At 51.7% G+C, this 240-nt stretch carries 1 protein-coding gene; it reads left to right on the forward strand.

Features of this window, described 5'->3' with window-relative positions; all coding sequences use genetic code 11:
- Positions 1–240 (forward strand): Ig-like domain-containing protein (locus tag AACT19_RS01525; protein WP_207551946.1); only part of this gene is annotated, 240 nt, incomplete at both ends.

The raw sequence follows: 240 nt of genomic DNA on the forward strand, positions 1-240 counted from the left end.
CTAACCGCCAGTAAAGATGGTAAGGAAAGTAATGCGGTGACGGTGACGGTGACGGCAGCAGTCATTACAGATATTCAAGTGACGCCTTCACCGGTGAATATTGCGAAAGGTCAGACTCAGCAGTTAACTGCAACAGCGACGTACAGCGATGGTACTTCATCTGATATCAGCAGCTCAGTGACGTGGGCGCCGGCTAATACCGATACCGCGACAGTAACGGCTGCGGGTTTATTGTCCGGT

Origin of the sequence: Vibrio sp. 10N.222.47.A9, from assembly GCF_963872585.1 — a bacterium.
GTDB lineage: Bacteria > Pseudomonadota > Gammaproteobacteria > Enterobacterales > Vibrionaceae > Vibrio > Vibrio splendidus.